The sequence below is a fragment of the Phenylobacterium sp. genome (assembly GCF_030693625.1).
GTDB lineage: Bacteria > Pseudomonadota > Alphaproteobacteria > Caulobacterales > Caulobacteraceae > Phenylobacterium > Phenylobacterium ferrooxidans.
This window is the reverse complement of the sequence record NZ_JAUYAF010000046.1, coordinates 34,389-58,059: the sequence shown is the minus strand read 5'-3', so window position 1 is coordinate 58,059 and position 23,671 is coordinate 34,389. Positions and strand designations below refer to the sequence as shown.

At 67.9% G+C, this 23,671-nt stretch carries 26 protein-coding genes, 1 tRNA gene and 2 pseudogenes; 21 read left to right on the top strand and 8 right to left on the bottom strand.

The annotated features are described in order from the left end of the window. The 6 genes and pseudogenes from Q8N10_RS10120 to Q8N10_RS10095 all read left to right on the top strand — a co-directional run. Positions 1–295, top strand: a pseudogene (locus tag Q8N10_RS10120) (hypothetical protein); the annotation flags it as partial. Positions 296–404: 109 nt separating this feature from the next. Beyond that, on the top strand, positions 405–782 hold the full coding sequence (locus Q8N10_RS10115; protein ID WP_304781620.1) for a hypothetical protein: 378 nt from the start codon (positions 405–407) through the stop codon (positions 780–782). 155 nt (positions 783–937) lie between these two features. After that, positions 938–1,423, top strand: coding sequence for a single-stranded DNA-binding protein (ssb, locus tag Q8N10_RS10110; RefSeq protein ID WP_293494873.1), 486 nt, complete (start codon positions 938–940; stop codon positions 1,421–1,423). A 76-nt stretch (positions 1,424–1,499) separates the two neighbouring features. After that, positions 1,500–2,429: a hypothetical protein gene (locus tag Q8N10_RS10105; protein WP_304781617.1), complete on the top strand. Its 930-nt coding sequence runs from the start codon at positions 1,500–1,502 to the stop codon at positions 2,427–2,429. Positions 2,430–2,503: 74 nt separating this feature from the next. After that, a complete protein-coding gene (locus Q8N10_RS10100; protein ID WP_304781615.1) occupies positions 2,504–2,932 on the top strand; it encodes a nuclear transport factor 2 family protein in 429 nt (142 codons plus the stop codon). Positions 2,933–3,011: 79 nt separating this feature from the next. Then, positions 3,012–3,929: an alpha/beta hydrolase gene (locus Q8N10_RS10095; protein WP_305663911.1), complete on the top strand. Its 918-nt coding sequence runs from the start codon at positions 3,012–3,014 to the stop codon at positions 3,927–3,929. 14 nt (positions 3,930–3,943) lie between these two features. On the opposite strand, the gene Q8N10_RS10090 is transcribed toward Q8N10_RS10095, so the two are convergent. Next, positions 3,944–4,375: an SRPBCC domain-containing protein gene (locus Q8N10_RS10090; protein WP_304781611.1), complete on the bottom strand. Its 432-nt coding sequence runs from the start codon at positions 4,373–4,375 to the stop codon at positions 3,944–3,946. A 50-nt stretch (positions 4,376–4,425) separates the two neighbouring features. Here Q8N10_RS10090 and Q8N10_RS10085 point away from each other — a divergent pair, with 50 nt between their 5' ends. Beyond that, positions 4,426–4,755, top strand: coding sequence for a helix-turn-helix transcriptional regulator (locus tag Q8N10_RS10085; protein ID WP_304781609.1), 330 nt, complete (start codon positions 4,426–4,428; stop codon positions 4,753–4,755). Here the strand turns inward: Q8N10_RS10085 and Q8N10_RS10080 are convergent. Together Q8N10_RS10080 and Q8N10_RS10075 are read right to left on the bottom strand one after the other, a co-directional pair. After that, positions 4,752–5,807 (bottom strand): 2OG-Fe(II) oxygenase, encoded by a 1,056-nt coding sequence (locus Q8N10_RS10080; protein ID WP_304781607.1) that lies wholly within the window; start codon positions 5,805–5,807, stop codon positions 4,752–4,754. The two genes, Q8N10_RS10085 and Q8N10_RS10080, sit on opposite strands and share 4 nt — an antisense overlap. A 251-nt stretch (positions 5,808–6,058) precedes the next feature. Next, on the bottom strand, positions 6,059–6,586 hold the full coding sequence (locus tag Q8N10_RS10075; protein WP_304781605.1) for a superoxide dismutase family protein: 528 nt from the start codon (positions 6,584–6,586) through the stop codon (positions 6,059–6,061). A 110-nt stretch (positions 6,587–6,696) separates the two neighbouring features. Here Q8N10_RS10075 and gyrA point away from each other — a divergent pair, with 110 nt between their 5' ends. The 6 genes from gyrA (at position 6,697) to Q8N10_RS10045 (ending at position 12,500) form a co-directional block, all read left to right on the top strand. Then, positions 6,697–9,474, top strand: a complete 2,778-nt coding sequence (gene gyrA / locus Q8N10_RS10070) for a DNA gyrase subunit A (protein ID WP_304781603.1) — start codon at positions 6,697–6,699, stop codon at positions 9,472–9,474. A gap of 64 nt (positions 9,475–9,538) precedes the next feature. Next, positions 9,539–10,042, top strand: coding sequence for a pantetheine-phosphate adenylyltransferase (gene coaD, locus Q8N10_RS10065; protein WP_304781600.1), 504 nt, complete (start codon positions 9,539–9,541; stop codon positions 10,040–10,042). A gap of 107 nt (positions 10,043–10,149) precedes the next feature. Continuing rightward, the gene (locus Q8N10_RS10060) at positions 10,150–11,022 is read left to right on the top strand and encodes a peptidylprolyl isomerase (RefSeq protein ID WP_304781597.1); all 873 of its coding nucleotides are present in this window, start codon (positions 10,150–10,152) and stop codon (positions 11,020–11,022) included. Next, positions 11,022–11,483 carry a peptidylprolyl isomerase gene (locus Q8N10_RS10055; protein WP_304781594.1) on the top strand — a complete coding sequence of 154 codons (462 nt, stop codon included), beginning with the start codon at positions 11,022–11,024 and terminating at the stop codon, positions 11,481–11,483. The genes Q8N10_RS10060 and Q8N10_RS10055 overlap by 1 nt, the downstream gene beginning before the upstream one ends. Next, positions 11,480–12,037, top strand: coding sequence for a phosphohydrolase (locus Q8N10_RS10050; protein WP_304781592.1), 558 nt, complete (start codon positions 11,480–11,482; stop codon positions 12,035–12,037). The genes Q8N10_RS10055 and Q8N10_RS10050 overlap by 4 nt, the downstream gene beginning before the upstream one ends. Before the next feature lie 10 nt (positions 12,038–12,047). Beyond that, complete coding sequence (locus tag Q8N10_RS10045) at positions 12,048–12,500, top strand: hypothetical protein (RefSeq protein ID WP_304781591.1); 453 nt, start codon at positions 12,048–12,050, stop codon at positions 12,498–12,500. Here the strand turns inward: Q8N10_RS10045 and Q8N10_RS10040 are convergent. Then, complete coding sequence (locus Q8N10_RS10040) at positions 12,497–13,471, bottom strand: endonuclease/exonuclease/phosphatase family protein (RefSeq protein WP_304781588.1); 975 nt, start codon at positions 13,469–13,471, stop codon at positions 12,497–12,499. The genes Q8N10_RS10045 and Q8N10_RS10040 overlap by 4 nt on opposite strands. 63 nt (positions 13,472–13,534) lie before the next feature. On the opposite strand from Q8N10_RS10040, the gene queA reads away from it, so the two are divergent. Further along, positions 13,535–14,605, top strand: a complete 1,071-nt coding sequence (gene queA / locus Q8N10_RS10035; RefSeq protein ID WP_304781586.1) for a tRNA preQ1(34) S-adenosylmethionine ribosyltransferase-isomerase QueA — start codon at positions 13,535–13,537, stop codon at positions 14,603–14,605. Continuing rightward, complete coding sequence (gene tgt, locus Q8N10_RS10030; RefSeq protein WP_304781583.1) at positions 14,602–15,714, top strand: tRNA guanosine(34) transglycosylase Tgt; 1,113 nt, start codon at positions 14,602–14,604, stop codon at positions 15,712–15,714. The genes queA and tgt overlap by 4 nt, the downstream gene beginning before the upstream one ends. A 55-nt stretch (positions 15,715–15,769) precedes the next feature. Here the strand turns inward: tgt and Q8N10_RS10025 are convergent, their stop codons facing one another. Beyond that, the gene (locus Q8N10_RS10025) at positions 15,770–16,357 is read right to left on the bottom strand and encodes a hypothetical protein (RefSeq protein WP_304781580.1); all 588 of its coding nucleotides are present in this window, start codon (positions 16,355–16,357) and stop codon (positions 15,770–15,772) included. A gap of 120 nt (positions 16,358–16,477) precedes the next feature. Between Q8N10_RS10025 and Q8N10_RS10020 the strand changes: the two genes are divergently transcribed. From Q8N10_RS10020 to Q8N10_RS09995, 6 genes and pseudogenes are all read left to right on the top strand, one after another. Next, a tRNA-Lys gene (locus tag Q8N10_RS10020) sits at positions 16,478–16,552 on the top strand. Between the two features lie 111 nt (positions 16,553–16,663). After that, positions 16,664–18,058 (top strand): FkbM family methyltransferase, encoded by a 1,395-nt coding sequence (locus Q8N10_RS10015; RefSeq protein ID WP_304781577.1) that lies wholly within the window; start codon positions 16,664–16,666, stop codon positions 18,056–18,058. A 125-nt stretch (positions 18,059–18,183) separates the two neighbouring features. Next, positions 18,184–18,633, top strand: coding sequence for an RcnB family protein (locus Q8N10_RS10010; RefSeq protein ID WP_304781574.1), 450 nt, complete (start codon positions 18,184–18,186; stop codon positions 18,631–18,633). 125 nt (positions 18,634–18,758) lie between these two features. After that, positions 18,759–18,953 (top strand): annotated as a pseudogene (gene cysW, locus Q8N10_RS10005) (sulfate/thiosulfate ABC transporter permease CysW); the annotation flags it as partial. Positions 18,954–18,965: 12 nt separating this feature from the next. Continuing rightward, positions 18,966–20,000, top strand: coding sequence for a sulfate/molybdate ABC transporter ATP-binding protein (locus tag Q8N10_RS10000; RefSeq protein WP_304781571.1), 1,035 nt, complete (start codon positions 18,966–18,968; stop codon positions 19,998–20,000). Between the two features lie 55 nt (positions 20,001–20,055). Further along, complete coding sequence (locus tag Q8N10_RS09995) at positions 20,056–20,181, top strand: hypothetical protein (protein ID WP_304781568.1); 126 nt, start codon at positions 20,056–20,058, stop codon at positions 20,179–20,181. A 2-nt stretch (positions 20,182–20,183) separates the two neighbouring features. Here Q8N10_RS09995 and Q8N10_RS09990 read toward each other — a convergent pair whose 3' ends face one another. The 3 genes from Q8N10_RS09990 to Q8N10_RS09980 are packed head-to-tail and all read right to left on the bottom strand — an operon-like array spanning position 20,184 to position 23,511. Continuing rightward, positions 20,184–21,161 carry a transglutaminase family protein gene (locus Q8N10_RS09990; protein ID WP_304781565.1) on the bottom strand — a complete coding sequence of 326 codons (978 nt, stop codon included), beginning with the start codon at positions 21,159–21,161 and terminating at the stop codon, positions 20,184–20,186. Next, positions 21,161–22,102: an alpha-E domain-containing protein gene (locus Q8N10_RS09985; protein WP_304781562.1), complete on the bottom strand. Its 942-nt coding sequence runs from the start codon at positions 22,100–22,102 to the stop codon at positions 21,161–21,163. Before Q8N10_RS09985 ends, Q8N10_RS09990 begins: the two co-directional genes overlap by 1 nt. After that, on the bottom strand, positions 22,099–23,511 hold the full coding sequence (locus Q8N10_RS09980) for a circularly permuted type 2 ATP-grasp protein (protein WP_304781630.1): 1,413 nt from the start codon (positions 23,509–23,511) through the stop codon (positions 22,099–22,101). The genes Q8N10_RS09985 and Q8N10_RS09980 overlap by 4 nt, the downstream gene beginning before the upstream one ends. Positions 23,512–23,671: the final 160 nt, after the last annotated feature.

Sequence of the window (23,671 nt, the reverse complement as noted above, 5' to 3'; positions counted from 1 at the left end):
CGCCACGCCGGCCGCCGCCACCCCGGCCGCCGCGCCCGCCGGCAGCCCGACCGGCGCCTGCTGGCGCTATGCCGGCAATGTCTGGTCCCGGCTGCCGTCGGACCTGTCGCTCAACGGCTGCGTCCAGGCCCTGTTCGCCGGCCGCTGCGAGCGTCCCGGCGGCGCCACCTATGGCCGCTGGATGACCCAGACCCTGCGTCTGGTGCCGGGCAAGGTCGAGGTTTCCGGCGACAACCGCAGCTTCCGCACCCTGGCCGACCAGGGCGGCGGCTGCGCCATTCCCAGCATCGGCTAGAGCATTTTCCGATAAGTGTGACGCGGTTATCGGATCGAAAAATGCTCTAACTTTTGAACTCGTCAGAAGGCCACTCGCGCGCCGCAATCGCCCTGTGTAGTCTGTGGTCATGGTTCGCAATCTTCTCCTGCTCGGCGCCGCCCTGATCGCCCTCGGCGCCTGCGCCAAACGCACCGTCCCGCCCGGCGACGTCGGCGTCTGCTACATGGTCGCGCCCCAGAAGGACGGGTCGCTGAAGTACAACAAGCTGCCCGCGGCCCAGGCCGACCTGGAGCATTGCGCCGCGGCCCTGGAGGCCATGCGCGTCCGCTTCCTCAGCCTCGGCGGCAGCCAGTACGAGATCACCGGCGCCTATCAGGGCAACTTCATCTTCCTCCAGAAGGAGGGGATCTTCACCGCCCCCTCCCTGGAGGCGCACCGCTACGTCGCCCTGGTCCGCACGGGCGACGGCCGGCTGGCGGTTCCGGGCGCCATGCCGCGCGAATAGGCTACGCGACTTCAGGCCGCGGCAATGGCCTGTGGACGGCGGACGTCAAACGTGAACGAACGCAGAACATTAATATTGCCCGGCTGATCCCGCTCGTCTAGCGTGCGCGCCAGGACGTGAGCGTCCGCACCTACGGAAAAGACAGGAAAAGCATCATGGCGGGCAGCGTCAACAAGGTCATTCTGGTCGGCAATCTGGGCGCCGACCCTGAAATTCGCAGTCTCGGTTCGGGCGACCGGGTCGCCAATCTGCGCATCGCCACCTCGGAAACCTGGCGCGACAAGAGCTCGGGCGAGCGCAAGGAAAAGACCGAGTGGCACCGGGTGGTGATCTTCAACGAGAACCTCGTGAAGGTGGCCGAAAACTACCTGAAGAAGGGCTCCAAGGTTTACATCGAGGGCTCGATCCAGACCCGCAAATGGGCCGACCAGTCGGGGGTGGAAAAGTTCTCAACCGAGGTCGTGCTGCAGAAGTTCCGGGGTGAACTCACCATGCTGGACGGCCGCGGCGACGCCGAGCGCGAAGAGGGCGGCGGATTTTCCAGCGGCGATCGCGGCGGCTTCTCGTCGGGGCCCCGCGCCCAGAGCTCGGCCCCGCGCGAGGACTTCTCCGCCGACCTGGACGACGAGATCCCCTTCTAGGGCCGGTAAAGTTTCGAACTATAAGAGAGCGGCCGGTTCCCCTGGGACCGGCCGTTTTTCTTTGTCGGGGACGCCCATGTCCGCCTTCCAGGCCGCTCTCGAGGCCGGCGATCTCGCCGCCATCCGGGCCACGCCCAAGGCCGACCTGCATCTTCACGCCGTCGGCAGCGGCAACCGCGACTTCCTCCGCGAGCGCACCGGACGTGACATCGCCCCCGTCGACCACGTGCTCACCTCCATGGGCGATATGCACGCCTGGACCGGCGAGCATCTGGCCGCGCTGTTCCAGGGGCAGGGCAGGGCGCTAGCCTTCGAGGCCACCTTCGTCCAGGCGGTCCGCGACGGCGTCACCCGGGTGGAGGTGGGCGCCGACGTCTGGGAGATCACCCACTACGACAACCAGGCCCAGCCGGTCTGGGAGATGCTGCAGGCCGCCCACGCCGCCGGTGGGCCGGACGTGGAGTGGATTCCGCAGATGGCCTTTTCGCGCCATTGCCCGTTTCGAGCGCTGGACTTCTGGATGACGCCGATGCTGGACCTGGGGGTCTTCCGCACCCTGGATCTTTCGGGCGACGAGTTCGCCCAGCCCATCGAGGTCTTCGCGCCCCTCTACCGCCGCGCCAAGGCCGCCGGCCTGAAGCTCAAGGCCCATGTCGGAGAGTGGGGGACCGCCGACGATGTCTGGCGCGCCGTCGAGCTGCTGGAGCTGGACGAGGTTCAGCACGGCATCGCCGCGGCGGGGTCTCCCCAGGTGATGCGTGCGCTCGCCGACGCCGGCGTGCGCCTGCACATCTGCCCCACCTCCAACCTCAAGCTCGGCCGCGTGGCGCGGATGGAGGAGCACCCGATCCGGGCGCTGGTGGACGCCGGCGTGCGGGTGACGGTGAACACCGACGACGCGCTGGTCTTTGGCTCTAGCCTGTCACAGGAGTATCTGGCCCTCCACCAGGCGGGCGTGCTCACCGCCGCCGAACTGGACGCCATCCGCCTGGAAGGCCTGAGCTAGCTTTTTCGCCTCTCCCTGTCGGATCCCCATCCGCCGTGACGTCCTTCGGGCCTGGAATGTCAGGAGGATGTGAGATGAACCAAGCTGATGAGGCCGCCGTCGCGAAGGTCCTCGACGCCGTGGCCGCCGGGCTCCACGCCCGCGACGCCGCCGCCGTCGTGGCGCAGTTTTCGCCCCGGGCCGTGACCTTCGATCTCGCCCCACCCCTGACGCACGGCGTCGACGCCGCGGGCCTCGCGGCCTGGATCGACACCTGGGAGGGGCCCATCGACCAGGCCTGGCGTGCGCGGACAATCACCCTCAGCGGCGACCTCGCGGTCTGTCACGGCCTGCAGATGATCCGCGCCACCACTCTCCAGGGCGGGGATCACGCCGAATGGTGGCAGCGTTCGACGATCTGCCTGCGCCGGCTCGATGGCGTCTGGAAGATCATCCACGAGCACAGCTCGGTGCCCTTCCACATGGACGGCAGCTTCCGCGCCGCGATCGACCTTCAGCCTTAAGAGCGGCCGGCGCCGGAATTCAAAGATGCGCCACATTGGCGCCCAGGCTACACCCAACCAAGCTTTACGGGGGGCGAGTGTGAAGGCGTTTGGTCTGGTTCTAGTTCTGTTTGCGGCGATCGCCGCGTCGGCCTGCACGGAGCGGGCCGATGCTCAGTCGGGACCGGCGCCAGCCGTCCGCGCCGAAGGCGCGCCTTACGTGCTGCAAGGGACTCAGGTCTGGACCATGCCAGATCCTGTCTCAGGCCGTGACTACGAGGTCTTTGTCAGCCTGCCCGCGAGCTACGAGACCAGTCCCCAGCGTCGCTATCCCGTCCTCTATGTCACGGACGCCGACTACGCCTTCCCGATCCTTCGCCAGATCGCCCGGCGGGTGAACCTGGAGGGCCCGGTGCTGGAGGAGTTCATCCTGGTCGGGCTCTCCTATGCCCGCGGCGACAACGGGACGGTCAGCCGCAACCGCGACTACACCCCCACGCCAAATGGGCCCCGCAACGCCTCCACCGGTCTCCATGGCCAGGGCGCGGCCTATCAAGCCTATCTGAAGGCCCAGGCCGTTCCCTTTATCGAGTCCCGATTCCGCGCCGATCCTGCCCGCCGCGTCCTGCTGGGTCATTCCTACGGCGGCCTGCTGGGCGCCCAGATCCTGTTCACCGATCCAGGGCTGTTCCACGCCTATGTTCTGGGCAGCCCGTCCTTCTGGTTCGACAAGCGCCACATCATGAGGGTGGAGGCCGACTACGCCCGCACGCACCGCGACCTGCCGGCCCACGTCTACATGTACATCGGTGCCTACGAAGTTCCCGGTTCCAGTCCGCGCAATACAAAAGATACCGACATGGTCGCCGATATGCGGGCGATGGAGCGGACCTTGAAATCCCGCGGATATCCGAGCCTCAAGGCCCAATCGACGGTGCTGGAGGACGAAGATCACCTGACAGTCGCCCCGGTCGGTTTCACCCGCGCCCTGATGGCTGTGCTGCCGGCGCGGCGCTGACCATCGAGCCTGAGCTAGAAGGCCCCGCCGGCCCGCAGGTTGATCCCGTATTCGAGGTAGGCCTTCAAGCAGGCCAGCATGTGCATCCAGCCTCCGGCGTTGTCGTGCGACGCCTTGGCGCCCTCGACCGTCTGCGGCCAGGGGCCCTCGCGGATCTGAACCATGGTGTTGTCGGCGTCCATGGCGACGAAGGTCATCTCCACGCGCGTCGTCCCGCCGGCCGCCGAGGGCCAGTCGAAGACGATCTTCTGGTCCTTCACCACCTGGCCGACGACGACGTCGAGGGCCTGGTCCGCCTCGGCGAACTTCCAGCTCACCGTCGCGCCCGCCACCAGCGGTCCGCTGGAGGTCTGCAGGAAGTAGCCGCTCAACTTGGCGGGATTCACCACCGCCTCGAACGCGTCCTTCACCGGTTTGCGAATCTTCAACTGCACCTGGAATTCCACGGCAAGGCCTCCGGTTGCGATCGCGATCAAATATGTTATGAAAATATAACATGTCAACCGACGACGCCGATGACCTGGTCTTCAAGGCCCTGGCCGACCGCCGCCGGCGGCAAATCCTCGACATTTTGAAGGCTGGGCCCCGCACGACAGGGGAGCTGTGCGCCCACTTCGCCGGCGCCCTGGACCGCTGCACGGTCATGCAGCACATCGGCGTGCTGGAGCGCGCCGAGCTGATCATCGCCCGTCGCGAAGGGCGCAGCCGCTGGAACTACCTGAACGCTGCGCCCGTGAAGGCGATCTCCGACCGCTGGATATCGCCCTACGCCGCCGAGGCGGTGGAACTGCTCGCCCGCCTCAAGCGCGATCTGGAAACCCCCTAGGTTTCCGCGGCGGTCTCGGAGGTTTCGCGATTGGCCACCCGGATCGCGGCGGCTTCGGCGTCGTAGAGGAAGGGCAGGAAGGCGTAGCGCTTGCCCTTGGTCACCGCGGTCGCCTCGTGCAGCAGGGAGCAGGAGAAGATCACCGCCCCGCCGGTGGGCGGGCGATAGGTCTTGGGACCGAACTCGGCGAAGGTCAGGTCGCCGCCTTCGAAATCCTCGGCGTTGAGATTGATCGAGCAGGCGAACCGCCGGTGGGCGGTGCCCGGCGTGGTGTCGTCGCGGTGTGGCTTGAAATAGCCGCCGTCCTGCGCGTCGTAGCAGGCCACCATGTTGCGCTCGATATGGCTGACCTTGAACTGAAAGGCCTTCCGGATCTGGGGGAACAGGCGGTTCATCAGCGCCTGGTGCGTCTCGCGGACGAGGCCCAGGTCGGTGATCATGGTGTCGCGGCGCTTCTTGTAGTTGTCCAGCACGCCCACGGTCCTGCCGTCGATCTCGCGCATCACACCCGATGGCGTGCCGCCATCGGCTTCGTAATGGGCGATCAGCCGCCGGCAGAGGTCGCGATCGAAGATGCGCGGGGCGATCAGCACCGGCGCGTGCAGCGGCACGCCCGCATGGTCCTGCGGCGCGGGGAGGGCCTGGATCAGGGCGAAGAGGTCTTCGGCCTTGTCGATGTCGGCGGTGGCCAGCACGCACTCGGCCGGATCGAGCAGCACCCAGCGGGGCCGGGCCTCCCCCTCCGGCGTCAGGGCCTCGAACAGCCGGCTCACCGCGCCGTCGCGGTCCAGGAACCAGCGCAGCCCGGTCTGGTCACGGGCCATGCCGATCGTGGTCTCGTCGCGCAGCACCCCATAGGTCGAGAGCTTCACATCGTCGAACAGCCCCCGGTGCGCGACGATCAGGCTCAGCGCCGCGCGCCGGCCCTCCGGGTCGGTGGGCAGGAAGGCCAGCAGCACATAGCGGCCACCGAAGGCCGCGGAGGTGTAGCGGGGATTTGTGGTCGTCGCGCAGACGAACCGCGGCGCCAGCGCGCCAACGACGATGGACATGCCGCAGGTTGCCGCCGGACGCCCGCCCTGGCAAGGCGCGGTGGACCGCAGGGCGAAGATCCTCCCCCAGGCGCTTCGCGCCGATGTGGGGGAGGTGGGTCGCCGCGCAGCGGCGAGCCGGAGGGGTATCAACGTCGTTGGCCCCTACCGCCCCCAAACAAGAGTCAACGTCCCCCTCAGCCGGCCCTTCGGGCCAACAGCTCCCCCAGAGGGGGAGCATCTACCGTCCAGTATCCTCGCGAGGGGCCGGCCTACCCCTTGGGAATGGCCCCACACGCCACGCGGGCGCCGGCGCCGCCGATGGGCTGGGTCGTATGGTCGTCGGCGCCTGCGTGGATCACCAGGGCCGAGCCGTCGGCGTCCATCAGGGCCGGCCTGGCGCCCTTGCCGCTGAGCGAGGTGTAGCCGGAGAACAGTTCGGCGGTCCCGGTCCCATCGGCGCCGACATAGAGGTTGGGCAGGTCGCCGGCCTCGTTGCCGTCCGGGTTCAACAGGCCGTGAACCACGGCGGCCTGGCCGTGAACATGGGCGCCGGCCGACGTGAATCCGGCCGCCGAGCAGTCGCCCTTCTCGTGGAAGTGCAGCCCGTGCCAGCCGGGCGTCAGGCCCTTGGCCTCAACCTTCAGCATCACCCCGTTGGGGGCCTCGGTCAGGGTCAGGGTCCCGGCGGAGCCGCCGGTGGAATTCTTGAGATCGATCCGAAGGTTGGCGGGCGCGGCTGCCGCGATGGCGGCCGTCGCGGCCAGGCTGATGATCAGGCCGGGGAGGGCGAATTTCATACTGTCTCCATAGGCGTTTCCCAGGCTCACGAAGGTTGGCCTCGGGGGTCCTGGGATGTTAACAACTGAACTCTGATTTCCAGTCCGATTCCAACGGCGAAAAATTCCCCTTGAGCGACGACAGCACTATCCCTCCGGACGACGGCCGGCGCGGGGGCATCGCCCCTATCGCCATCGAGGACGAACTCAAGAAGTCCTACCTCGACTACGCCATGAGCGTCATCGTCAGCCGCGCGCTGCCCGACGTGCGCGACGGCCTGAAACCGGTGCACCGTCGCATCCTGTTCTCCATGAGCGAGCAGGGACATACGCCTGACCGCTCCTATGTGAAATCGGCCCGGGTCGTCGGCGACGTGATGGGTAAGTACCACCCGCACGGCGACCTCGCGATCTATGACACCCTGGTCCGCCTGGCCCAGCCGTTCTCCATGAGCCAGCTGCTGATCGACGGTCAGGGCAATTTCGGCTCGGTTGACAACGATCCCCCGGCGGCCATGCGCTACACCGAGTGCCGCCTGACCAAGGCGGCGATGGCCATCCTCGCCGACCTGGACAAGGACACCGTCGACTTCAAGGACAACTATGACGGCTCGGAGCACGAGCCCACCGTCCTGCCGTCGCGGATTCCCAACCTGCTGGTCAACGGCGGCGGCGGCATCGCCGTCGGCATGGCCACCAACATCCCGCCCCACAACCTGGGTGAGATCGTCGACGCCTGCCTGGCCTATGTGGACAATCCCGAGATCGGGCTGGACGAGCTGCTGGACATCGTTCCGGGCCCTGACTTCCCCACCGGCGGCGAGATCATCGGCCGAACCGGCGCCCGCAACGCCCTGATGACCGGCCGCGGCTCGGTGATCATGCGTGGCAAGGCGGCCATCGAAGAGGTCCGCAAGGACCGCGAAGCCATCATCATCACCGCCATCCCCTATCAGGTGAACAAGGCCGGTCTGGTGGAGCGGATCGCCGAGCTGGTGCGCGAGAAGCGCGTCGAGGGCATCGCCGACCTGCGCGACGAAAGCGACCGCCAGGGCATGCGCGTCGTCGTCGAGCTGAAGCGCGACGCCTCGGCCGACGTGGTGCTGAACCAGCTCTACCGCTTCACCCCGCTGCAGAGCTCCTTCGGCGTCAACATGCTGGCCCTGAACCGCGGCCGTCCGCAGCAGATGGGTCTGCGCGAGATGATCACGGCCTTCATCGACTTCCGCGAGGAGGTCGTGGTCCGCCGCGAGAAGTTCGAACTCTCCAAGGCCCGCGACCGCGGCCACGTCTTGGTTGGCCTGGCCATCGCCGTGGCCAATATCGACGAGTTCATCCACATCATCCGCTCGTCCAAGGACCCGGCCGAGGCCCGCGAGCGCATCGTGGCCAAGGGCTGGCCGGCGGGCGACATGATGCCCCTGGTGGACCTGATCGCCGACCCGCGCACCGTGCTGGAAGAGGGCGGCCTGATCCGCCTGACCGAGGAACAGGCCCGCGCCATCCTGGCCCTGACCCTGTCGCGCCTCACCGGCCTTGGCCGTGACGAGATCTTCGGCGAGGCCGAGAGCCTGGCCGGCGCCATCCAGGGCCACCTGTCCCTGCTGTCGTCGCGCGACAACATCATGGCCGTGGTGCGCCAGGAGCTGGTGGAGGTGCGCGCCGCCTTCGCCGTGCCGCGCCGCACCGAGATCGTCGACGGCGACGCCGACGTCGAGGACGAGGACCTGATCGCCCGCGAGGACATGGTCATCACCGTGACCCACGGCGGCTATGTGAAGCGCACCCCGCTGGTGACCTACCGGACCCAGCATCGCGGCGGCAAGGGCCGCTCGGGCATGTCCACCAAGGACGAGGATGCGGTCACCCGCGTCTTCTCGGCCAACACCCACACCCCGATGCTGTTCTTCTCCTCGGGCGGCAAGGTCTATCAGCTCAAGGTCTGGCGCCTGCCGGTTGGCACGCCCACCTCGCGCGGCAAGGCCTTCGTGAACCTGCTGCCCATCGAGCCGGGCGAGAGCATCACCTCGATCCTGCCCCTGCCCGAGGACGTGGCCACCTGGGATCAGTACGACGTCATGTTCTCCACCCGCTCCGGCGGCGTGCGGCGCAACAAGCTGTCGGACTTCATCGGCATCAAGCGCAATGGCAAGATCGCCATGAAGCTGGACGAGGGCGACCAGATCATCGGCGTCGGCGTCTGCAACGCCCAGGCCAACGACATCCTGCTCACCACCGCGCTGGGCCGCTGCATCCGCTTCGCCACCGAGGAGGTCCGGGTCTTCGCCGGCCGTGAATCCACCGGCGTGCGCGGCATCCGCCTGGCCGAGGGCGACAGTGTCATCTCCATGGCCGTGCTGCGCTCGGTCACCGCCACGCCGGCGGAACGCGCCGCCTATGTGAAGCACGCCAACGCCATGCGTCGCGCCATCAGCGGCGAGGGTGAGGACATCGAGGACGCCGCGGCGCCCGACGACGAGGACGAGGCCGGCGACGAGGCCCTGTCTCCGGACCGCATCGCGGCCCTGGGCGCGGCCGAGGAGTTCATCCTCACCGTCTCCACCGAGGGCTACGGCAAGCGGACCTCGGCCTACGAGTTCCGCCGCACCGGCCGGGGCGGCCAGGGCCTGCTGGCCCAGGACCTCACCAAGAAGGGCAAGGGCGGACGTCTGGCCGCCTCCTTCCCGGTGGAGGAGTTCGACGAGATCCTGCTGGTCACCGATCAGGGCCAGCTGATCCGCACGCCCGTCGGTCAGGTCCGCGTCATCAGCCGCAACACCTCGGGCGTCACCATCTTCCGCACCGCCCAGGACGAGCACGTCGTCTCGGTCGAACGCCTGGCTGATCAGGGCGGCGGGGAGGGCGACGAGCTGGAAGTCGAGGCGCAAGCGGGGCCGGACGAAACTTAGGGCTTGCCTTCAAACGCTTGCCCGGCCAAAGCCGAAGCCAAGAACAGTTGGGGGATACAGGCGAATGGCCACCCGCGTCGGGATCTATCCGGGGACGTTCGACCCGATTCACAACGGCCATACCGACATCATCGGCCGCGCCGTGAAGTTGGTGGACAAGCTGGTGATCGGAGTGGCGATCAACGCCGGCAAGGGGCCGCTGTTCACCCTCGACGAGCGGGTCGCCATCCTGCGCGACCTGGCCTCGGGCCTGCCCAAGGACATCGAGATCGTGGTCCAGCCCTATGAGGGCCTGCTGATCCACTTCGCCCGCGAGGTCGGGGCCAGCGTCATCATCCGCGGCCTGCGCGCCGTGGCCGACTTCGAATACGAATTCCAGATGACCGCCATGAACCAGCAGCTCGACCGCGACATCGAGACCGTGTTCCTGATGGCCGACCCCCGTCACCAGGCGGTGTCCTCCAAGCTGGTCAAGGAAATCGCCATCCTCGGCGGCGAGGTGAGCAAGTTCGTCAGCCCTGGCGTCCGCGAAGCCCTGCTGGCCAAGGTGGCCGCCGGCGCGAACTAGTTCGGATCCCGAACTATCTTCCAGCCTCTGGGGTACGACTTCATGCGGCGCCTGAACCTGCCCGCGCGGGGTGGCGATCTCGCCCGCGCCCCGCTAGGAGTGGGACCATGATCCGCTCCCTCCTGATCTCCTCCGCCGTTCTGGCGCTCGCCGGCTCCGCCTTCGCCGCGCCCAAGGCCAAGACCCCGGCCGCCCCCGCCGTGCCCAGCGCGCCCGGCGCGCCGACCGCCGCCGACTGGCGCACGCCTGATCCCGAGAACGTCCTGGTGATCGACACCAGCAAGGGCCGCATTCTGCTGGAGCTGTCCCCCCAGCTCGCGCCGGCCCACGTGGTCCGGGTCAAGGAGCTGACCCGCACGGGCCTCTATGACGGCCGCCTGTTCTTCCGGGTCATCGACGCCTTCATGGCCCAGACTGGTGACCCCCAGGACACCGGCCAGGGCGGTTCGGACAAGCCCGACCTGGAGGCCGAGTTCACCTTCCGCCGCGGTCCCGAGACCCCCTTCGTCCAGGTCGCCGACCAGACCGTGGCCGAGATCGGCTTCGTGGGCGCCCTGCCGGTCATGACCCAGAGCTCGATGCTCATGCCCATGACCAAGGACGGCAAGATCTCCGGCTGGGGTCTCTATTGCCCGGGCGTCGCCGGCATGGCGCGCGGCGAGGCCGAGGCCAGCGCCAACAGCCAGTTCTTCCTGATGCGCCAGGCCTATCCGTCCCTGGAAAAGCGCTACACCGCCTTCGGCCGGGTGATCTCGGGCCTCGAGGCGGTGCGGGCCATCAAGGTCGGCGAACCGGTGGTCGATCCCGATAAGATGTTGAAGGTCCGCGTGATGGCGGATATCCCGGCCGCCGAACGCCCGAAGGTTCGGGTGATCGATCCCGCCGGTCCCTGGTTCAAGGCCGAGATCGCCAATGTGCGCGGCGCGATGGGCGCCGATTTCACGGCCTGCGCAATTCGAATTCCCTCAGAGGTGAAGTAATGGACGCCGAAAATACCCTGATCATGACGCTGGAAAGCGGCCCGGTGACGATCAAGCTTCGCCCGGACCTCGCGCCCGGCCACGTCGAGCGGATCAAGGAACTGGCCCGCGAGGGCTTCTATGACGGCGTGGTCTTCCACCGCGTGATCCCGGGCTTCATGGCCCAGGGCGGCGACCCCACCGGCACCGGCTCGGGCGGTTCCAAGAAGCCGAACCTGACCGCCGAGTTCTCCAAGGAGCCCCACGTCCGCGGCGTCTGCTCCATGGCGCGCACGAACCAGCCGAACACCGCCAACAGCCAGTTCTTCATCTGCTTCGACGACGCCAAGTTCCTGGACGGCCAGTACACTGTCTGGGGCGAAGTGACCGAGGGCATGGACCTGGTGGACGGCCTGCCCAAGGGCGAGCCGCCGCGCGCGCCCGGCAAGATCGTCTCCATGAAGGTCGCGGCCGACGCGTGACCCCCGAGCTCGAGGCGGCCTACGCCGAACCGCATAGGCGCTATCATACCAGGACCCATATCGAGCAGTGCCTGGCGCTGCTCGATCAGGTTCCCGAGTTGATGGACTCTGAGCGCGACGTGCTGACCTACGCCATCTGGTGGCACGACGCGGTCTATGACCCGACCGCTCCGGACAACGAGGCCAAGAGCGCGGAGATGGCCAAGCGCGATCTCCGCGACCTCGACGTCTCCCTGCACGCCCGCGAGGAGGTGGCTCGGCTGATCCGCCTGACCGCCGGCCACCTTGTCGAGGAAGAGGATCGACTGGGCGAGATCCTGGTCTCCATCGACCTTGCCATCCTGGCGGCCGCGCCCCTCGACTACGACGCCTATTCTCGCCAGATCCGCGAGGAATATGCCCATGTTCCGGAGGACGCCTGGCGCGTCGGCCGGGCCAAGGTGATGCAACACTTCCTGGACGCGCCGGTTATCTACCCCGACCCGGCGTTCCGCGCCCTCTTCGAGGACGTGGCGCGGGCCAATATCGCCCGGGAGATCGCCTCCCTGGCCTGAGGGATTGGGAATGGCCGCCAAGCTGAAGGTCTTCGTCACCTCGGACGGCCTGGCCGACTATGTGGTGGCGGCCTCGTCACGACCCAAGGCGCTGGCCGCATGGGAAGCCCGCCAGGACCTGTTCGCCAGCGGCGCGGCCCACGAGACCGACGATCCCGAACTGATGAAGGCCGCGCTCGCCCAGCCCGGCGAAGTCCTGCGCCGTCCCGCCAAGAGCCACGTCCTGCCGGCCGCCTTGCCCAAGGTGGTCAAGCCCAAGGGGCCCTCCAAGGCGGCGCTGCGCAAGGTGGAGGCGGCCGAGCACCACTTGGCTGAGGTCGAGGTGGCACATGAGGCCGCCGCCGCCGCCATCGCGGCCGAGCGCGCCGCCCTGGACGCCCGCGAATCTGAGGCGCTGGAGGCCTACCAAGCCGACAGTCGCGAGGCCGAGCGCGCCCTGGCCAAGGCCCGCGCGAGCCTCTAGGGCGTCCGCGCCAGGGTGACGATCACCGGAAAATGGTCCGACCCCAGCGCCGGCCCGCGCTTGACGCTGACCGTCCGCCACTGCTTGCCCGCATAGACATGGTCGATGGGCAGGAACGGGAAGGGGACCTTGATCCGCCGATCTGAAACCTCGCCTGCCGGCCAGGAGAACAGCGCCTTGGTCCGGCGCTCCAAGCCAAACAGCTGGTCTTCCCGCCGCCGCGAGAAGGACCACGGCGTGGAGTTGAAGTCGCCGGCCAGGATCATCGCGTCCTTCGAATAATGGTCCAGCACCCAGGCCAGGCGCCGCCCCTGCTGCTGTTGCAGCGAGCCCTGGGTCGGCCAGGTGTAGTGGGCGCCCAGGACGGTGAACTGGCCCCCGGCGTTGCGATAGGTCCCTTGCGCTATGGGCGGTCGCGGCAGGCCCGCCGGAGAGGCTGGGGCTCCGCTGTCGAGCGGCTTGAGCTTGCTGAAGATCATCACCTGGCAGTCGCCGCACACCACGTGATAGGCGCGCCGAAGCAGGATGGCGTCGCGCACGGCCGGCGAGGCCTCCTCGATCACCACGATGTCGGCGTCCTGGTCCACGATCCACTGGGCGGTTTGCGCCAGGTCGGCGTTGCGACCCCAGACGTTGAACTGGACCAGCTTGAGCTGGTTGGGCGCGCTGGCCGGGGCGCGCGGGGTCATCGGCCGGATCAGTTCGGGCAGGACCAGGGCGCCCGCCGCCACCACGCCCACGCCGCCCACCGTCAGAAACACCGTCCGCAGGGTCTTGGGCGCCAGCAGCAGGGCGTAGCCCACCACCACCAGGGCGCCCGCCAGCCAGAAGGGCGCGAAATGGGTCAGGATGTCGGCCCGCGCCGAGACGCGCCCCCCGTGCGCCACCAGGGCGGCGACGGCGCAGACGAGGCCCTCGCCGAACATCAGGATGGCCAGCAGTCGGGAAATGACGATTCGGAGCAGACCCATGCCGGCCTCTAGCATGGTCTGGCGCTTGACGCGTGACGGCGCGCGTGGCCTTCACGCCTCGCCATGCAACTTGCCGACTTCGACTTCGACCTGCCCGAGGCCAACATCGCCCTGCGGCCGGTCAGCCCCCGGGATTCCGCCCGCCTGCTGCTGGTCGCGCCCCTGGCGGACCTTACGGTCTCGGACCTCCCCGACCAGCTCCGGCCCGGCGACGTCCTGGTGCTCAACGACACCCGGGTGATCAACGCCCGCCTGAAGGGAACCCGCCACCGGGGCGAGAACCAGCAGGCCTGCGAGGCGACCCTGCACCGCCGCCTGTCCCCCAGCCGTTGGACCGCCTTCATGAAGCCCGGCAAGCGCCTGGCCGTGGGCGACCGCGTGGCCTTCGGCGAGACCCAGGATCGCGCCTGCCTGCTGGGCCAGCTCGACGCCACCATCACGGAGAAGGGGGAGGGCGGTGAACTGACCCTGTCCTTCGACCTCATGGGCCCGGGCCTCGACGCCGCCATCGCCGAGCGCGGCGCCATGCCCCTGCCGCCCTACATCGCCGCCAAGCGGGAGCAGGACGCCCAGGACCGCGCCGACTACCAGACCGTCTACGCCCGGGACGACGGCTCGGTGGCCGCGCCGACGGCCGGTCTGCACTTCACCCCCGATTTGATGGCGCGTCTGCGGGACAATGGGATCAGCATCGAATTCGTCACCCTGCACGTTGGGGCGGGCACCTTCCTGCCGGTGAAGACCGACGACCTCGCCGAGCACAGGATGCATGCCGAGTACGGCGAGGTGACCGCCGAAACCGCGGCGCGCCTCAACGCGGCGCGCGCCGCCGGCGGCCGCATCGTCTGCGTGGGGACCACCTCCCTGCGCCTGCTGGAAAGCGCCACTGGCGAGGACGGCGTGGTGCGCCCCTTCGCCGCCGAGACCGCCATCTTCATCACCCCGGGCTACCGCTTCCGCGCCGTGGACGGCCTGATGACCAATTTCCACCTGCCCAAGTCGACCCTGTTCATGCTGGTCTGCGCCTTCGCCGGCTACGACACCATGCATGCCGCCTACGCCCACGCCATCGCCACGGGCTACCGGTTCTATTCCTACGGCGATGCGAGCCTGCTCTGGAGGGCGAACCCTTGAGCGCCTTCCCCTTCGAGATCACCGCCACCGAGGGCAAGGCCCGGACCGGAGTGTTGAAGACCGCCCGCGGCGACATCCGCACCCCGGCCTTCATGCCGGTCGGGACGGCGGCCACCGTCAAGGCCCTGACCGTCGACCAGGTGGCGTCGACCGGCGCCGACATCATCCTGGGCAACACCTACCACCTGATGCTGCGTCCGGGCGCCGAGCGGGTGGCCCGCCTTGGCGGCCTGCACAACTTCATGCGCTGGGACAAACCGATCCTCACCGACTCGGGCGGCTTCCAGGTCATGAGCCTGTCGAAGATCGCCAAGGTCACCGAACAGTCTGTGGCCTTCCAGAGCCACATCGACGGCTCAAAGCACATCCTCACGCCGGAACGCTCCATCGAGATCCAGGCCGATCTGCTGGGCTCCGACATCGTCATGCAGCTGGACGAGTGCGTCGCCTGGCCGGCCGAGGAGAACCGGGCGCGGGACGCCATGCTGCTGTCGGCCCGTTGGGGCCAGCGCTCCAAGGCCGCCTTCGGCGAGCGCGACCGCCAGGCCCTGTTCGGCATCCAGCAGGGCTCCACCTTCGAGCACCTGCGCAAGGAGTCCGCGGAGCGTCTCATCGAGACCTGCTTCGACGGCTACGCCCTGGGCGGCCTGGCGGTGGGCGAAGGGCACGAGGCCATGTGCGAGGTTCTGGACTACGCGCCGTCCATGCTGCCCGCCGACCGGCCTCGCTATCTGATGGGGGTCGGCAAGCCCATCGACCTGGTGGAGGCCGTCGCCCGCGGGGTCGACATGTTCGACTGCGTCCTGCCCACCCGCTCGGGCCGCCACGGCCAGGCCTGGACCTGGGAGGGGGCTCTGAACCTCAAGAACGCCCGCTTCGCTGAGGACGACACGCCGCTGGACGAGACCATCGCCTGTCCGGCCTCCAGCCACTATTCCAAGGCCTATCTGCACCACCTGGTGAAGTCCGAGGAGATCCTCGGACAGGTCCTCCTCTCCTGGCACAACATCGCCTTCTTCCAGGCCTTGACCCAGGCGATGCGCGACGCGATTTCGCAGGGCCGGTTCGAGCAGTTCCGGAAGGACTTCAAGAGCCGGCAGCACGCGTAAGCTTTCAGGCGAAGTGGGAACCGGTTCGCCGTCCGAAAGCACGCAAGCAAGGACTCTAGCGGATCGGGTAGCGCGGCTTCAGGGTTTCGGCCATCGGCTCCTCGCGATCCACCAGGTCGTGCGACGGCCGGGCGGGCAGGGGGCAGCCACGGAATTCTCCCAGCCCCTTCAGATAGGCCCGGCGCACCGCGCCCGCGCCGATCGCCGCCGACACCAGTCCGTCGTGACGCTCGGCCCCCGACAGCTTGCGCACCCAGCCCCGGAACGGGATCAGGCCCGAGGCCGCGCCGGCCACGGCGCCCAGCGCCGCCCCGCGCCCGCGCACCATCAGGTCGTCCTCATCCTGCACCGGCTCGTCCAGGTCCGCGCCCAGGGCCCCGTTCAGGGGCAGGATCAGGCTGGTGATCCGCGCGCAGGTGGCCGGGACGGGCAGGGCATAGGGATCGGCCATGGCGTCCAACAGCACCTGGGGGATCTTGGTGCGCAACACATTGACGTCCCGCAGTGGCGCGGCGACCGCGCTCTGCACGTTCTCGCGGTTGGCCGCCGAGCTGGTCTGGATCTGCGGCGAGCCGTCGGCTGGCGCCGTCGTGCAGGCCGCCAGCAGGGCCAGGATCGGGAGGGGAAACAGGGCCGCGCGCATGCCGGGATGCTACAGCTTGGCCCCAGGCCTTGGAAAGCCCGCGCACGGCCTTGCTCAGGCAGGGGACGCGCCCTATGGTCCGCGCCGCTTCGCCCGGCGCGCTTCTGCTCGCCGCGCTTAGGGCCGGTAGCTCAGTGGTAGAGCATTCGACTTTTAATCGAATGGTCGTGGGTTCGACCCCCACCCGGCCTACCAAGCAGTCGTACGTGGTCGCGAGGCGGGAAGATGTCCTTGCACGACCGGCGTCACGACGGACTATTCTCGGGCAGAGCCTGACCGCCGCTGTCTTCCGCCAAGGGATGAACCATGGATCTCGCCGCCCTTGTCCGCGCCGGTCGCCAAGCTGAGCTTTTCGCGGATCTAGAACCAAAGTCGCTGGCCGGCGATCACGCCGCGTCCAACAACCTGGCCCTGGTGCATCGCTGGCTTGGAAACCAGATGCTGGAAGTGGCCTATGCGCTGCGGGCCTTCCAGCAGGACCCTTCGTCCCTGGGAGGGATCAACACCCTGTTCCGCGCCCTCGGGGCCGCCGCCCAGTTCCGGGTCTTGACGGACATCTATGCCGGCCTGCCGAACAAGCGGCTGCTCAATCGCCACCAGAAGCTTCTCGTGGCGATCGCCTATCGTGAAAGCAACCGCCTCGCCCAATCCCAGGAGGTTCTGGAGGCGATCCCTGACTTCCCACAGGAGGACGCGGTGGAGCTGGACGTGGCGATGCGGTTCGCCCAGGCCGCCTCCGACCACGCCGCGGCGCTTGCCCTGATCGACCGCGTCGAGGCCGTGGGGGGGCACGCGAGCCGGCAGCGTCTGTCCGAACGGTTCACCTCCGGCGACATGGCCGGCGCCCTGCAGGTCTATGAGGACGGCTGGCGCAGCGATCCCGCCTTGGCCGAAGACGCCAAGACCGCCTTGTTCTGCGCCGTCGCTCTGGACCGCCGCGACATTGTCGAGCGGTTGGCCCCCAGCATGGTCGGCGGGGCGCGCGAGGTGGCGAGACTCTATCTTGAGGGGGCGCGCGAGGTTGCTGTCCAGGGCGCCGCCCGCTCCTACCGCTTTCCCTTCGAGCCGACGAACCTGTCGATCGCCCTGCGTCACGTCGTGGGCCAGTTCTACGAGATCCAGACCCTGCAACGCCTGGCGCACCTGCTCTCGCCGGGGGACGAGGTGGTCGACGTCGGGGCCAACATCGGCAACCACACGATCTACTTCGCCGGCGAGCTCGGGTGCCGGGTGACGCCCTTTGAGTGCAATCCAAGGCTCGCGCCGCTGCTGCGCAAGGTCGTGGAGGATTCGGCTCTCACGGGCCAGGTGGACCTTCGCCATGTGGGGAAGGCGGTCTCCGACGGGCCAGGCGAGGTGTTCTTCAACCATATCCGCAACGACTACTCCAACGTCTCCAAGCAGGCCGACGGCGCCATGGTTGGCGTGCCAGCCATGGCGCTGGACAGTCTCGACCTGCCGTCCTGCCGCCTGCTCAAGGTCGATGTCGATGGGGGGGAGATCGGGGTTCTGCGCGGCGCTGAGGCGTTTCTCGCCCGGCATCGGCCCCTGCTGGTCATCGAGGTGATGAATTTCAATATCGCCGAGGCCCTGAGCCTTATCGACAAGGCGGGCTACGCCATGATCCGGGAAAACGCCCAGGCCAAGACCCATAGTGACTTCGTGTTCTCCCCTGTCGAACAGGAGCCGCCTGCCCTGTGAGGGGGTCGCCAACATGATGAACAGGAGATGACCAGCGCTGTTCAAAACAGGTTCAGAGGGCCGGTCGCATATTGGCGACAACGCAGAGAGCCAACTGGCTCGAAGCTCCCTCAAAGGATGCCCCGATGAAACGCGCAATCGCCGCCGCCCTCGCTCTTTCCCTGCTGGGCGGTACGGCCGCCATGGCTCAGCCGGCGCAGTATCAGCGCGACTACCAGGGCCAGTATCAGCAAGGCTACAACGGTGGCCGCTACGACGACCGCCGTGACTACCGCTACGATGACCGTCGCGACGACCGTCGTGGCTACGGCCAGCAGCAGCGCCACTACAGCGGCCAAGCCTGGCGCCGCGGCCAGCGTCTGCCGAGCCAGTATCGCAGCTCGGCCTACTACGTGAACGACTACGGCCGCTACGGCCTGCGCGCGCCGCCCCGCGGTCATCGCTGGGTCCGGGCCAACAATGACTACGTGCTGGCGGCCATCGCCACGGGCCTGATCGTTCAGGTCCTCGCCAACAGCAACAGCGGCCATAACGGCTATAACGGCCATAACGGCTATAACGGTTATCACCGCTAAGACAGAGTCTACCCAGTGGCGTAAGGAGCCCCGTCCTCTTCAGTGAGGGCGGGGCTTTCTTGTGGGCGATGGCCAGGCTTTCACGCGGCCGCCTCGAAAATGGATATTGGCCGTGGATTCCGAGGGTCTCGGTGGTCTCGGGCCATATCCGCAGCGTGACCAACACCATGCCGTTGCATGTGGATATCATCTACAAAGAGTATGACGTCGTCGGCGCCTTCGCCGTCGCCGCCCTTCTGTGTTTCCTGGCTATCGTCACCCTTGCCTTGAAGACCCTGCTCGAGATGGTTCAGTCGCACTCGCGGCCGGCCCGTCACTGACCAAGAGACCCCATGACCATTTCCATCCGCTCGGTGGAGAAGACCTTCGGCCGCTACCCGGCCCTGAACGGGGTGAGCCTGGAGATCGCCGATGGCGAACTGCTGGCTCTGCTGGGTCCCTCCGGCTCAGGCAAGACCACCCTGCTGCGCGCCATCGCGGGGCTGGAGTTTCCCGAGAAGGGTCAGATCCTGTTCGACGACCGGGACATGACCTATGCCAGCGCGGCCGCGCGCCAGGTGGGGTTCGTCTTCCAGCAGTACGCCCTGTTCCGCCATATGACGCTGGCCAAGAACATCGCCTTCGGCCTGGACGTCCGAAGGGGCGCGGCCAAGCCTCCGAAGGTCGAGATCGACAAGCGGGTCGAGGAGCTCCTGGGCCTGGTGGAGCTGCCGGGCCTGGGCAAGCGCTATCCGGCCCAGCTGTCCGGCGGCCAGCGCCAGCGTGTGGCGCTGGCCCGGGCGCTCGCGGTCAGCCCCAGCGTCCTGCTGCTGGACGAGCCCTTCGGCGCCTTGGACGCCACGGTGCGCAAGTCCCTGCGCCGGGAACTGCGGCGCATCCACGACGCCACCGGCGTCACCACCATTTTCGTCACCCACGACCAGGAAGAGGCTCTGGAACTGGCCGACCGCGTGGCGATCCTCAACCACGGCGTCATCGAGCAGGTGGGCACGCCGCAGCAGGTCCATGACCATCCGGCCGGCGCCTTCGTGGCGGGCTTCGTCGGCGAGGCCAATCGCCTGGAGGGTTTGGTCAAGGGCGGGCGCTTCATCGGGGCGGAGATCGCCCTCCCGGGCCGGGGCGCCGCCGACGGCGCCGCCGTGGCCTTCGTTCGTCCCCACGACCTTATCCGCGCTCCGGCCGGCGAGGAGGCTTTCTTCATCACCACCGATCGCATAAACGTGCAGGGACCGGTGGCCAGGATCGAGGGCAGGACGCCTGGCGGTCAACGCATCGAGGCTGCGTTCGAACGCAACTCCGCCGAGGGTCTGAGGCACGGCGACAAGCTCGGCCTGACCGCCCAGAAGGCGTACATCTTCAGCGCGTAACGGATCTGCTTCAACTTTAACGAGAGATTCATGAATTGGCGGCGTTATGCCGCGCATGGATGATCTTCTCCACTTCCTGATGACCCTGCGGACCTCGCCCCAGCGGGCGGTGCTGGTGGAGGTCGGCTTCGTGGCGGTGGGCGCCTTCCTGCTCGGATTGACCCTGTTCCGCCTGATCTAGCGCTACTGCTGCTGCTGTTGCTGCTGGTCGTACTTCAGGGAGCCGGGCGGCCCCCGCCGGCGTCCGCCGCGGTTGAAGGACGGCTGGGCCACCCGGATGAACTCGGGTTCGGTCAGGGCCGCCTTGGCGCGGCGCACCGACACGCCCACCGCCAGCTGGCTCTCCGCCTCGCCCTTGTAGACGCCTCGCGACGGTGGGACGTCGTTGTAGTCGCGGCCCACGGCGGCGGCGATGTGGCGCTCGCCGGCCTCCACATTGTTGGTGGGGTCCAGGCCCACCCAGCGCAGGCTGGGCAGGAAGACCTCCACCCAGGCGTGGGTGGCGTCGGGGTCAGAGCGGTCGCCCCCCTTGCGGTCGGTGAACAGGTAGCCGGAAACGTAGCGGGCGGGGATGCCCCAGGACCGGCAGATGGCGATCATGATGTGGGCGAAGTCCTGGCACACCCCGCGCTTGGCGTTCAGGGCCAGGTCGATGGGACTCTCGGCGTCGGTGACGCCGGGCTCATAGGCGAAGGACCGGTAGATGATGGCCGACAGCTCGCGCAGGGCGCTGAGCGGATCGCGCACCCTGAGCTGGTCGATGCCGGAGTCCCTCACGAAGGCGCTGAGCGCCTGGGATTCCACCGCAAAGCCGTGATGGTGCAGGAAGTCGAAGTTCTCTCCACGGACGAAGTCGCTCTTCAGCCGGTCCCATTCTCCCAGGTCCAGGGCGTCGGGCAGCGCCGCGGTTGGTTGGGTCTCCACGGCACAGCGCGCCAGGATGTTCAGCCGATCGTGCGGCTGCGGCACGTCGAAATGATAGACCGCGTTGCCGAAGGCGTCGGCGTAGGAGAACAGCTGGGCCGGCGGATCCAGCTCCAGCTCAAAGCTGACCAGCCGCTGGCGCGCGCCCTTCTGGGGCTGCATCCACAGCTCCATGACGCTTTCGCGCACATTGGCGGCGTAGTGGTACTGGGTGACGTGGCGGACTTCCAAAAGCATCAGGCCGGCAACCGCATCTCGAGGGAATAGGCGACGAAGGTGTCGTAGATCGCCGTGTGGATCGCTTCGCATTCGTCCAGCACGGTGGTGAGCAGGGCGCCCGCGCCGCCGAGTTCGATGTTCTCGACATCGGCGTACTGCAGGCGCGCCTTCAGGCGGCCGGCGAGGCGCTCAGGCCCGGCGTGGCCGGCGTCCACATAGCGGCTTGCGGCCGAGAGGTGCTCTTCGATCCGGGCCGTGGAGAACCGGATAGACCTCGGGAAGTCCTCGTCGAACATCAGGAATTCCAGGATCAGCTCGGGCCGGACGTCGGCGGTGTAGCGGCGCAGATAGGGCTCCAGCGCGCAACTCATCCGCAGCAGGCTGGTGAGCGCGAAGTGGTCGGTGATCGGGCGCTTGCGGGCGTCGCCGAAGAACACCTCCAGCAGTCGGCCGATCAGCTGCGCACGTTCGAGATGGACCCCCAGCAACAGGAATCGCCAGCCCTCGCCGTGGCTCATGGTGGCGTCCGCCGCACCCTTGAACAGGTGCAGGTCGGCGATGATGTCGTGCAGGAAGGCCGAGGAGCCGTCGTTGAAGGCCTTGGCCGCCCCCGGCCCGGTGACCCGCAGATAGATCAGGTTCAGCCGCTCCCAGGTCTCGCTGGTGATCTGGTCGCGCACCTGGCGGGCGTTCTCGCGGGCGCGGGACAGGGAGGTGGTGATCGACCCGCCATCCTCGCGATCCAGCGCCAGGGCGCGGGCCGCGTCATAGGGCGAATTGGCCTTCTCCGGATCGTTGTCGCCCACGGCGGCGAGCACGATGCGCGCGACCTGGGTCGCGGCGTCGCTGCGGTCGAGGGTGGCGTTGAGCATCACGTCCGACAGCCGGCACATGTGCTCGGCGCGTTCCACGTAGCGGCCCATCCAGTAGAGGCTGTCGGCGACCCGGGCGAGCATCATGACTGGGCTTCCTCGGCGTCGGCGGCCAGGATCCAGGTGTCCTTGGAACCGCCGCCCTGGCTGGAGTTCACCACCAGCGAGCCCTTCTTCAGGGCCACGCGGGTCAGGGCTCCGGGGGTCACGGTGATCTTCTCGCCCGACAGGATGAAGGGACGCAGGTCGACGTGGCGCGGGTCGATCTCGCCGTTGATCAGGCAGGGCGCTGTCGACAGCTGGATAGTGGGCTGGGCGATGTAGTTGCACGGGTCAGCGCGCAGAGCGTCGGCGAACTCGCTGCGCTCCTTGGCGCTGGCGTGCGGTCCGATCAGCATCCCGTAGCCGCCCGACGCGCCCACCGCCTTGACCACCAGCTTGTCGAGGTTGGCCAGCACGTGGCTGAGCTGGGCCGGTTCGCGGCAGAGGAAGGTCTCGATATTGGGCAGGATGGCGTCCTCGCCGAGGTAGTATTTGATGATCTCCGGCACATAGGCATAGACCGCCTTGTCGTCGGCGACCCCGGTGCCGGGCGCATTGCAGATCACCACGTTGCCCGCCCGATAGGCGTTGAACAGGCCCGCCACCCCGAGGCCTGAGTCCCGGCGGAAGGTCAGCGGGTCGATGAAGTCGTCGTCCACCCGGCGATAGATCACGTCGATGCGCCGCAGGCCGGTGGTGGTCCGCATGTAGACCATGTTGTCGTGGACCACGAGGTCGCGGCCCTCCACCAGGGGCGCCCCCATCAGCCGCGCCAGATAGGCATGCTCGTAATAGGCCGAGTTGTAGACGCCAGGCGTCAGCACCACGACCTGGGGATTGGGCCTCCAGTCGGCCGCCATGCCCTTGAGGGTCGAGAGCAGCAGGTCGGGATAGCGGTCGACGGCGCGCACGTTCGAGGCGCGGAAGGTGCCGGGGAAGGTCCGCTTCGACGCCTCGCGGTTGGCCAGCATGTAGGAGACGCCGGAGGGGACCCGCAGATTGTCCTCCAGCACCGCGAAGGCGCCGTCCGGCTGGCGGATCAGGTCCGAGCCGCAGACATTGGCGTAGGCCTGGTGCGGCACATAGAGGTTCTGCATCTCGCGGCGGTAGGACGGCGCCATCAGCACCAGCTCGCGCGGCACCACCCCATCCATCAGGATCTGCTGCTCGCCGTAGATGTCGGCCAGGAACATGTTCAGGGCCCGCAACCTCTGAGTCAGGCCCTTCTCGATAGTCGCCCATTCCCCGGCGGGAATGATGCGCGGCAGCAGGTCGGTGGGAATGATCCGTTCGGTGGAGCTCTCGGCCCCGTAGACGGTGAAGGTGATGCCCTGCAGCAGGAAGAACCGCTCCAGCGTCCGCTGGCGCTCGGCCATGTCCTCGGAGGCCAGGGTGGCGATGCGTTCGTCGAGGCCGGCGTAGTGACTGCGCACCTCACCGGCGAGAGTCAGCATCTCGTCGTACGGGATCGCCCCGTCCGAGATCTCGATGGCGTTGGTGTCCGATCTCTTCGCCGTCGCCACGCCCCACTCCACCTCTGCGATAATCCTTCTGCTTCGCCTTGGTTCCGACCGTAGGGAGAGCCCCGGCCAAAGGGACGGCTTTTTGGAATCG